Below are 10,849 nucleotides of genomic sequence, written 5' to 3' on the forward strand. Positions count from 1 at the left end.
TAGTGTTGCACTTTTACTTTGCAGCCAAATAAATCCAAAACCTGTTAAAGCTTTAATCTTATTTATGGTTGCAAAATCTGTAATCCGGCTTACCATGCTGTTCAGTTTTCTGGTATCGGTAAGTCAGGCTCAAGTTGTGAGTAATTTCAATTCAAGTGCCGATGGCTGGACATGCGTGGAGCAAGGCGGCACATCTGTTACGCCCTCGTATAGCGCTACCGGGGGAAACCCCGGTGGGTACCTTTCCGAAGATTTCTTTACTACGTCACTACCAAATTCGAACCAGTGGTACTGGCAGGCACCGGTTAAGTTTCTGGGAAACCAAAGCCTGTCGTATAACCAGACGCTGTCGTTCGATCTGCAACAATCGCAGAACGGAACAGACACAAGTGTTGGCGATATAATATTAACCAACACCGTTGATGGAATATACCTGTTCTATCCGTTGCCCACCCGGCCGGCAACCGGTTCATGGTCTTCCTATACCGTATCGTTACATGAAACTGCAGGCTGGAAGAAGGGAAGTCTGTTCGGTCCCGCACCTACCAAAGACGAATTGAAACGGGTGCTGGTAAATCTTACCGCTTTGAAGATTCGTGCCAAGTATATGGGGGTTGTTACCGGCAGCTATATTGCCCGCATTGACAATGTTGTGATGCAGGTTGCTGCCGTTGGTGTGCCTCCGGCCATTACTTCCTTTACACCTAAAAATGGCTTGCCGGGCTCAACGGTTACCGTTACTGGTACAAATTTTAATACCACCCCTTCGCAGAACAATGTATACTTTGCCGGTGTCAAGGCCACCGTTACTGCTGCTTCGGCAACGCAGCTTACGGTGAAAGTTCCTTCGGGCGCACCACAGGGACCTATCACGGTAGTAAATCTTGGTACAGGGCTGCAGGCTATATCTTCGCTGCATTTTTATTCACGGTTTGACAATAATGCAGATTACGGAGGACGTATCATTCCATCTTCCATGTCCATCGCAAACCAAACCGTATTGCCCATGAGCAACAGCTATAATAACTTTGGCGGATTAACGATGGGCGATTTCGATCTGGATGGCCGTGAAGATATAGTCACCACCGAAACCGGAACCAAGAAAGTATATATATACCGGTCGTTGGGTACACCGGTTCCAGTATCGTCTTCTTCTTTTGCTGCGGCGATTACCTTGCCAGGGCAGGTAGATGGGGCGGTTGTTACAGCCGATTTTGATGGTGATGGTTTGCTTGATATAGCAGGGCTTTATCAGGGTGCATCGTATGAATACTTCAACGTATTCCGAAACACCAGCACCACGGGAAATATATCTTTCGCAGCACCGGTGGCTGTGCAGCTTCCCAACTATGCAGCCGTTACGATACACGCTGACGATCTCGATAATGACGGTCGCGTTGACCTGATGGCTACCAACGGAAGTTCGGGAAGCTATATATGGGTGAACCAGAACCTGAGCTCCCCCGGAAATATAGACTTTGCAGGTTCAGTATCATACGGTGCGGCAAGTGCCTACAGCGACATTGCCACAGGCGATATTGACAATGATGGTAAAAAGGAAATGATCGTTTCCTACTATTCATCAAACCTGTTTCTGGTATTTCCCAACGCGTCCGTGCCCGGCACTATATCGATGGGGCCATCGTTTACCGTAACGCCTTCCGCAGCTACCATTAGCGATGGAAGAATTGTGCTCGCAGATCTGGATAGCGATTCTAAAATTGATATAGCATGGGCTGGCTATGGATCTACTTCGCTATATGTTAAAAAGAATCTATATAGCAGTGGCCCGTTGGACGCCACGGCATTTGGCGCTGATCTCACATTTACGTCAACCATTGCGCATCCAACGCACCTGGCTGCAGCCGATATGAACAGTGATGGACTGAATGATATAGTAGTTGTAGGCTTTTCGGATATGGCTATTTATCAGAATAATGGTGGCGGAAACTTAAATGCCAGCTCTTTTACAACCGGTGTTCTCTTTGAGGGTGCGGCCAATGGCGATGCGATTTATGCCACCGGTCCATGCATTGCCGATTTCGATGGCGATAACAAACCAGAAGTAGTGATGGGCTATACCAACAATGTAGCAGCCGCGTCAAAAGCAGTATTTATATTCCGGAACGAATGCTTTCCGGCTCCGCAAATTACATCGTTGAGCACTACGGCGGGCAATGCTGCCACAACGCTCAGCATCAGTGGTAAATATTTAAATACGCACAGCGATACGCCGCAGGCGCGGGTAGGAGGTATCGTAACAGTTACTTCAGGTGTAAGCAATACCTCGGTTACTACAACGACACCCGCAGGCAACGGCGATAGACGGGTGGGCATTACCTTACACGGACTTTCAGCTTTTGCTCCACAATTGTTCACGACTACGTTTGGCAGTTCGCGCATACTGGATACCAATACATTTCCGGCCAGTATAGATTTTCCATTGTCTACCACTACGGCAGGTGATGCACTCGCTGTTGCCGATTATGACAATGACGGTAAGCCTGATGTTATGATTGATGATAACCTGGCGGGAAGGGTATTCCGGAATACACAAGCTACAGCAGGCGCCGCAGTGAGTGCCACTACACTTACATCGTTAGGCAATGCGATTCCCTATGTATATCACGGCAAAGCTGGCGACCTCGATGGCGATGGAATGATAGACGTGGTAGTGAACGGATCGATATACCAGAACAATTCCGGCTCGCAGGCGCAGCCTATATCATTTACAACCTCCTCGGTATATTTTGCAGGCAACAGTGTAAACCGCCTTTTCCCGAATCATGACCTGAACCTCGATGGAAAGCAGGAAGTGGTATATTCTACCAGTACCAAAATTGGTATAGCAGAGAACTTCACGCGTAAAGCTGCGTTTTCCTATACACCATTTCCTTCGTTCTCACCTTCCCCTGTCTTGATTGATGTGGGGGGCACAGTAACCGATGTTGCTGTAACCGATCTGGACGGCGATGGCTTTGAAGATATAGCAGCTGGTGTTGCTGGCGGGTCACCCAACCTCACCGTGATACGCAATACAGGACTGAAGCAAATTATAGCAACGACACAATTTGCTGCACCCGTAACTTTTACCGCGGGTAACAATCCGCAATACATGGCTGTCGCTGATTTTGATGGTGATGGTAAAAATGACCTGGCAGTAGGTAACAACACCAGTACATTTGTATCGGTATACCGTAATACCAGCACCGTTGGCAATATTAACTTTCAGCGCACGGACATAACTTCTCCTACAGGCACAGTTGGTATAGTAGCCGATGACCTGGATGGTGACGGCAAAGCCGAGATCATCGTGATTAATCAGATTTCACTGGCGGGTTCGTTTAGTTTATTTCAGAATAAGAGTACTGCTGGTACAATTACGTTCGGAGCGGCCGTTACGTATAGCTTGCCCAATTTTCCATACGCATTGGCTACTGCCGATATGAACCTTGATGGCAAAGCTGATATATTGATCGCACGCAACGGAACGCCCAAAGCAGTGCTGTCTGTTTTTGAAAATAAGATCGCCAACGCTTCGGTTATTACCATTACCTCACAACCTGCTTCGGCCACCGTTTGTGAAGGTACAGACGCATCGTTTACTACCGCTGCATCGGGCACTACTAACCTGGTATATCAATGGCAGGTTTTTGATACCAGTACAGGCGCCTATACCAATGTTGCCAATGGAAGTATCTATAGCGGCTCGACTACGACCAAGCTTACGGTAAACACAACGGGTATTAATGGTGTTACTACGTATCGTTGCAAGGTTGATGGTGATCTCGCACCTACGGTATATACCAACGCTGTAACCCTTACCGTGAACACGATACCAGCCGCGCCCACCACAACCGGTGCGCAGACGTGTAAGGCTGCATCAGTAATTTTACAGGCGAGTGGTGGCACCAATGGGCAGTATCGATGGTATACTGCCTCAACCGGTGGAACTGCCATTGCCGGGCAAACACAAAGCACTTATAGCACACCGGTTATAAGTGCGACGACTACCTACTTTGTTGCCATTAATAACGGGTCATGCGAAAGCACTCGTACCGGGGTGGATGCCGTTGTTGATCCGTTTACACTGGCAAAACCGGTTATTAGCACACAGCCGGCATCTGTAAATAATATCGTTACTGTATGCCAGGGTACTTCGGCAATCTTAACAGCACCCGCAGGTTTCCAATACCAGTGGTCGGATGATGAAACAAGCCAATCGGTATACGTTGATGTAGCCGGCATATATAGTGTAGTGGTGAGTAATGCACAGGGATGCAAGAGCCCTGCTTCAGATGCAGTCAGCATAGTGATCAATCCGTGCGATAATCCCCCGTCTATTTTAGCAAGCACAGTAACGGTGAATCTTGAAGGAAAAATTACCATTGACCTGACGCCTTTGCTGAGCGATCCCGATAACAACCTGGACTTATCATCTTTGCGAATTGTTCAAGATCCCGCCAGTGGTGCACATGCCGCGATCAATGACGATCGCCAGCTTATTATTGACTATACCGGTATAGCATTTTCAGGTGAAGAAACAATTACGGTAGAAGTCTGCGATCTTACAGAACGTTGTGCGCAACAACAGATCCGCATTGATGTTGCAGGAGATATAGTAGTATATGGCGGTGTTTCACCGAATGATGATGACAAGAACCCGATCTTCTTTATCCAGTTTATCGATGTACTTGCGGATACAAAAGAAAATCATGTTACCATCTATAACCGCTGGGGCGATGCTGTATTCGATATTTATAACTATGATAATGCAGAACGTGTTTTCCGCGGACAGAATAATAATGGCGCTGATCTCACCGCCGGAACGTACTTCTATAAAATAGAATTTGCTTCCGGTAAAAAAACGCAGACTGGCTACCTTTCACTGAAACGCTAACCCTAAAGACTTTCTATCATGAAAAATATAAAACTTTTATTTGTATTGATGATGATGTTGCCATATACCCCATCATTTGCACAACAAGACCCGCTCTATAGTTTATATCTGAGTAATCCTATCGCAATAAACCCCGCGTATAGCGGCTTATATCATAACCTGGAAGTAAATGTAGATTATCGTGATCAGTGGGCAGGTTTTGACGGTCAACCGAAAACAGCAACAGCAAACGCCAGTATGTCGTTACGTAACAATACGATGGGCACAGGACTTGTTGTTGTTCAGGATAAGATTGGCGAAAATACCAATACAAGTATAAATGCTGCGTATGCTTACCAGATCAAACTGAATGCAGGGGAGGTCTTCTCATTTGGCATGCAGGCCGGTTTTACCAATTTCAAATCCGACCCTTCGCAGGTAAAAATATACAATGCTGATGACCCTGCTTTTGCCGCTTATAGCCAGATGAAAGTAAACATTGGTGCGGGTGCTATACTAAAAGGCGATCGATACCTGGTAGGCCTCTCTGTGCCCCGATTGTTGCCCAGCACGCTGGATGCAGGTAATGAAAAGCTGCAAGTATATCAGCAACATTATTATTTACAAGGTTATTACCTGATACATTTGAATGATAAAGTGGTTTTCAGACCGGCCGTTCTCTTCAAGGATGTGAAGCATGCTCCGCTTTCTACAGATTTTAGCGCCAGCGTAATTCTTGATAGAAAATTTACGGCCGGTATATTTACCCGTAATCTGAAATCGTACGGTATAGTAACGCAGTTGAATTTCCTGGAACATTTCAAACTGGCGTATGCATTTGAAATGCCGACCAGCAGTTCGGTAGGCACTCGTTATACTACGCATGAGATTACGCTGGGGATACGTGCCGCTGTATTCCGCTTTCACGACAACATTGCGTGGTAGAGCTGCATTTGTGAAGAGCCCGTTAATGGTGGTATGCAAACTATGTTCCTGTGGTGTAAAATTTGCGGGATAGTTTTTTACTGAATGAATATTTATAATTACCCTTCTAAAACTACCCCTTATGAAAAAAGTATTTGGTTTTATTACCATGTTTGCATGCCTGTTGTCATGCCAGAAAGATGATGTCAGTTTAAAAGATATCGCCAGTGTTGAGTCGCTTCCGTACCTGCATGTAGCCTATGGAACTGAATTTAGTTCGATCAGTTTACCTGCCACTGTTACGGTTAAATATTCAGATAACACTACAGAGGATATACCGGTTACTTTTTCAGCTGGAAGTTACAGCGGCACAGTGGCAGGCGATTATGCGCTTGTGGGTTCGTTGACTCCTGCTGCCGGAACTTCCAATACTTCCGGAGTAACAGCAACACTCCATGTTATTGTTTCACCTTTGAAATTGAAAACTGTGAGCCAGGATGGAACGTTGCTCTATGAGTATTTTTATGATACACTCGACCGGCTTGATCACTTTCATGTACAGGCAAACAACACAGACTATTACTACACCTATACTTCCGCAACTGACAATACCGTAACACAACGTGTGAGAAAGTATGCAGGAAATGATTATCCGGAGAAGTATTACTATAGTGGAGCACAGTTAAACAAAATTGAATTTTACTACGGCGACAACGTATTGAGTGAGACACACACCTACACGTATACCAACGGAAAAATTTCTCGCTACGACAATTCCAATCAGAGCATCAATGGTCTTAAATACCGCACATTCGAATATGATGCCGATAACAACGTAACGAAAGTGAGCTTCGATTTTGGAAACCCCTGGAATTATACTTATGTAGCTGATAAAAAGGTGGCTACGCCTTTGGCTTTAGATTTAGCGGATCCACAGAATCAGGAATCAAAGCCTGTTGCTACGTTCACCTACGTAACCCTGAGCAGCTATACATCATCCTATACCTACAACGCCTGGGGCTACCCCACACAAGAAGTTCGCACTTATCCCGGAGATGGAAATAAAACTTCTACGTTTACGTATACTTATCAATGAGATATAAAAAAGGAAGGCTTCAGTTTGCTGAAGCCTTTTCCTGGTATTATTTCTTTGCTGCTGATGGTGGTCCATTTTTCTTCAGGAACGCGATAGCTTCCTTTGCTTTTTTAGCGAAGAAAGGATGCTTACTTAAATCTTTTAAGTTACCTACTTTGTCTTTTGGCCGTTTTTTACTAATTGAAATACTTGTCATAATGGCCTCCGTCTTGAATTAAACAAATTTAAACATTTTTGCGCTTAACAGAAAATGCCTGATAATTACACCCTTTTTTGAAGGGTTGCCATTTGTTTATAAATCCTTCGATTTCAAAGGTGTCCGATATTTCATCGAGATATTTTGTTATTCCCATTCTGTATAGACGCGTTCGTGAAGCTGTGCTGCCAATGGCTATGATCGTTGCTAATGGATGTTTTTGTGAAAAATCAAGGACTGCAGCACCCACTGTTGCAAGGATTTTATCTCTGTCTTGATTATTGCTGATAGATAAATCATCTATTTGATCTGTTTCTTCGTTATAATCGCCAAAGGCCAAGTTGTAAATTTTTCCTTTAGGATCGATAAGGATAAAAACTATAGCTTTTCTGATCTTTCCATTTTGCCCTTCGCTGGTGAATACATAGTTAATATGATTTCTCTCAGTTATAAAACTATATCGGTCCAAATGCATTTTGTTGAATTATAGTAGCTAATGGTAAAACTTCAGTAAGGTGAAGCTTCATAAAACGCTATATTAATTAATCAAATACTTAAATCCATGTGACGATATGATTGATGCTATAAATATTGTCTATGACGTACGCTTTGCAAGATGATTCTTCCGGGAGAACAAGTCTGTTGCCGATTAATAGTCGTACGTGTTCTACCATTTTTGTTGTGCCAACAGAGCTTTCAGGTACTCTTTTCCAACTCCAGATTTTAAATACTTTTCCCGGATACGGGCTTCCGCTCGAGCATTAAACTGCTCAGTGAGCAATGTTTTAAAAGGACGATAAGGCCTGGTTGTTTTGTTGTGGCCACTGTTATGTGCACCAATTCTTTGCTGTAGGTTGCCGGTCAAGCCCACGTAGATATAGTTTCTGGATTGACTTACGATTACATATACATAAAACATAACGATAAAATTTATATACCTGCTAACAAAAAAGGATGGCTTTCACCATCCTTTTTTTATGTACCTGAGGCCGGAATCGAATCTACCTGTCGGTAGACAGGCCGGCACGCTTGCGCCACAGAGTCTGCCTGCCCGGCAAAGGTTTTACTTGTCCTTTATGAGTCTACCATTTCTGTTGTGCCAACAGAGCTTTCAGGTACTCTTTTCCAACTCCAGATTTTAAATACTTTTCCCGGATACGGGCTTCCGCTCGAGCATTAAACTGCTCAGTGAGCAATGTTTTAAAAGGACGATAAGGCCTGGTTGTTTTGTTGTGGCCACTGTTATGTGCACCAATTCTTTGCTGTAGGTTGCCGGTCAAGCCCACGTAGATATAGTTTCTGGATTGACTTACGATTACATATACATAAAACATAACGATAAAATTTATATACCTGCTAACAAAAAAGGATGGCTTTCACCATCCTTTTTTTATGTACCTGAGGCCGGAATCGAACCGGCACGCCTTGCGGCACACGATTTTGAGTCGTGCGCGTCTACCAGTTCCGCCACTCAGGCATGTTCGTGCGAAATGGGGTGCAAATATGTTTAAAGTTTTACAACTCTCCCAATCATAGCTCTATAAATTTCTCCAGCGAAAATGCCTGCGTCCGTTCGGCGAAGAGTGTTTTCACCCGTCCCCACACCGAGTCAAATAGCTCCGACTTGCGGTATTGCTCCAGATTTTCGGGCCGGTTCCAGTGGCTGAGGGTAGTAAAAATGGTCGGGTCTTCGGTGTCTTTTAGCAATTCCAGGTGTGTGCAGCCTTCAAAATTCCGGATGGCCTGCTTGTTTTGGTTAAAGATTACGAGAAATTCCTCTACGCCCGCTTCCGTAAAGTGCATGCGTACGATTCGAATGATCATAGCTTTCAGAAAATTATTATTCCTCGAAGAAAATACTTACCGTGCTATCGTAGCCTAGCCCGAGCAACTCGGTGGCGTTGCCTTTATAGATACCAATCTCCAGCAGTCCCAGGCTGTTAAATACAATGAAGCACTCACCTTGCTCGGCCTGGTTATACTGCGTGTGTATCCGTCTGAATTTTTCTCCGCCAAACTGAATGGTGTACTGCTTATTGGCGCTTAGAATATCGAACGCTTCGCGCGGAATATTGGTGATGAGATTGCCCATATCATCTACACGAATGATACTGCCTGTGATCTGTTTTTTAGTGGCTTTCACCTGGCGGTCGATCATCTTTTTGAACGTAGGCATCGGCCTGCCCAGGTTGGTGATGGAAACTCCGCTGGCAAGCTTCACGGCAGCCGGAGCAAATACATCGCGCTCCGGAAATGTAGTGCTGATCGTGTTGATAGCATTTAACTCCACCAATTGCTGGTGCGATTTATCACTGATCAATCCGAAGAGACCATTATCGCATCCAACAAAAAAATGATCTTCCAGTTGCAGCGCGATAAACGCATCACCGCGGTTACCGGTCGAGTCTACGCCCACCAGGTGTACCGTGCCCTTGGGGAAATCACGAAACACGGCACGCAGCACAAAAGCGGCGTGTGCTATATCGGAAGGTTTTATCTTGTGGCTGATATCTTCCACCCGTATACCCGGATTGATACTGATGATGCGGGCCTTGATGGCTGCCACATAATGGTCACTTTCACCGGAGTCTGTAAGAAGGGTAACAATGGCCATGGTTGATGCTGCGGCAGATATTCATTAATTTTGATATGGCAAAATAAACATTTTTAAACCACATAGCGTATCTGAACTTTGTGAAGTAATGCAGGGTTCAGTTTAATACCATGCCATTACACCACCACACGCATTGCCCGCACCGAATATGTATAAAACCAAACAGTTAAATAGTTGATCGAAAAAACAGTAACACTGGAGAATATTTCCCTGATCGATTTCCTCGGGGTAGAAAATAAAACAATTGATACACTGGCAGCAGCCTTTCCCAAGAGCCGTATAATATCACGCGGTAACCAGATCCACATCAAGGGGTCTACTTCAGAAATTGTACAGATCGATGATATCCTTGCTTCGCTGATTGACCATTACCATAAATACGGAAAAGTGACGGAAGAGAATGTACAAAACTACATTTCGCATGAGCAGGAGATCATGCTACCGGAAAATCAACCTTCCGCAGATGATATCATTGTCTACGGTACCAAAGGTAATCCGATAAAGCCTAAAACTGTGAACCAGCAAAAACTGGTGGACACCGTAAAGGAAAACGACCTTGTGTTTGCACTCGGCCCTGCCGGAACGGGTAAGACCTATATTTCAGTGGCCCTCGCAGTGCGTGCGCTTAAGAATAAACAGGTAAAGAAAATTATCATCACACGACCCGCGGTAGAGGCAGGGGAGAACCTCGGCTTTCTTCCGGGTGATCTGAAAGAGAAAATTGATCCGTATCTGCGGCCTATATATGATGCGCTAAACGATATGATACCCTTCGAAAAACTGCGGTATTATATGGAGCGCGAGATCATCGAAATTGCGCCGTTAGCATATATGCGCGGACGCACGTTGAACAATGCCTTTATTCTGCTGGATGAAGCGCAGAACACTACACCCATGCAGATGAAGATGTTCCTGACGCGCATGGGCCCTGATTCGAAGATGATTGTGACCGGCGATGCCTCGCAAATCGATTTGCCTTCCAAGCAAAGCTCGGGGTTGAAAGAAGCTATCCGTATACTTCGTGATGTGCGTGGTATAGGCATTATGGAGTTGAATGAAAAAGATGTGGTACGTCACCGCCTGGTGCGCGACATTATTGAAGCGTATCATCGCGAGGCGAATGATATACGATAAAGTATA

Annotated in this window: 10 protein-coding genes and 1 tRNA gene; 4 read left to right on the forward strand and 7 right to left on the reverse strand. The window is 45.0% G+C overall.

Annotated elements, in window-relative coordinates; all coding sequences use genetic code 11:
* Window positions 1–64: 64 nt before the first annotated feature.
* From V7Q33_RS04020 to V7Q33_RS04030, 3 genes are all read left to right on the forward strand, one after another.
* On the forward strand, window positions 65–4,900 hold the full coding sequence (locus V7Q33_RS04020) for an FG-GAP-like repeat-containing protein (protein WP_333818974.1): 4,836 nt from the start codon (window positions 65–67) through the stop codon (window positions 4,898–4,900).
* Between the two features lie 18 nt (window positions 4,901–4,918).
* Window positions 4,919–5,824, forward strand: a complete 906-nt coding sequence (locus V7Q33_RS04025; RefSeq protein WP_331976036.1) for a PorP/SprF family type IX secretion system membrane protein — start codon at window positions 4,919–4,921, stop codon at window positions 5,822–5,824.
* 121 nt (window positions 5,825–5,945) lie between these two features.
* On the forward strand, window positions 5,946–6,899 hold the full coding sequence (locus V7Q33_RS04030; protein WP_333818975.1) for an Ig-like domain-containing protein: 954 nt from the start codon (window positions 5,946–5,948) through the stop codon (window positions 6,897–6,899).
* Between the two features lie 46 nt (window positions 6,900–6,945).
* Here V7Q33_RS04030 and V7Q33_RS04035 read toward each other — a convergent pair whose 3' ends face one another.
* The 7 genes from V7Q33_RS04035 to V7Q33_RS04065 form a co-directional block, all read right to left on the reverse strand.
* Window positions 6,946–7,095, reverse strand: a complete 150-nt coding sequence (locus tag V7Q33_RS04035) for a hypothetical protein (RefSeq protein WP_331977006.1) — start codon at window positions 7,093–7,095, stop codon at window positions 6,946–6,948.
* Window positions 7,096–7,123: 28 nt separating this feature from the next.
* Entirely contained in the window at window positions 7,124–7,570 is a 447-nt protein-coding gene (locus V7Q33_RS04040) for a DUF6934 family protein (protein WP_331977004.1), read from the reverse strand.
* 192 nt (window positions 7,571–7,762) lie between these two features.
* Window positions 7,763–8,014 (reverse strand): GIY-YIG nuclease family protein, encoded by a 252-nt coding sequence (locus V7Q33_RS04045; RefSeq protein ID WP_331977000.1) that lies wholly within the window; start codon window positions 8,012–8,014, stop codon window positions 7,763–7,765.
* A 163-nt stretch (window positions 8,015–8,177) separates the two neighbouring features.
* Window positions 8,178–8,429 carry a GIY-YIG nuclease family protein gene (locus tag V7Q33_RS04050; RefSeq protein WP_331977000.1) on the reverse strand — a complete coding sequence of 84 codons (252 nt, stop codon included), beginning with the start codon at window positions 8,427–8,429 and terminating at the stop codon, window positions 8,178–8,180.
* Window positions 8,430–8,490: 61 nt separating this feature from the next.
* Window positions 8,491–8,572 (reverse strand) — tRNA-Leu (locus V7Q33_RS04055).
* A gap of 53 nt (window positions 8,573–8,625) precedes the next feature.
* Window positions 8,626–8,919, reverse strand: coding sequence for a putative quinol monooxygenase (locus V7Q33_RS04060; protein WP_333818976.1), 294 nt, complete (start codon window positions 8,917–8,919; stop codon window positions 8,626–8,628).
* Window positions 8,920–8,935: 16 nt separating this feature from the next.
* Window positions 8,936–9,709, reverse strand: a complete 774-nt coding sequence (locus V7Q33_RS04065; protein WP_331976996.1) for an SAM hydrolase/SAM-dependent halogenase family protein — start codon at window positions 9,707–9,709, stop codon at window positions 8,936–8,938.
* Window positions 9,710–9,883: 174 nt separating this feature from the next.
* On the opposite strand from V7Q33_RS04065, the gene V7Q33_RS04070 reads away from it, so the two are divergent.
* Complete coding sequence (locus tag V7Q33_RS04070; RefSeq protein WP_331976994.1) at window positions 9,884–10,843, forward strand: PhoH family protein; 960 nt, start codon at window positions 9,884–9,886, stop codon at window positions 10,841–10,843.
* The last annotated feature ends 6 nt before the right edge of the window (window positions 10,844–10,849 follow it).

The organism is Ohtaekwangia sp. (assembly GCF_036786105.1).
Lineage (GTDB): Bacteria > Bacteroidota > Bacteroidia > Cytophagales > Cyclobacteriaceae > Ohtaekwangia.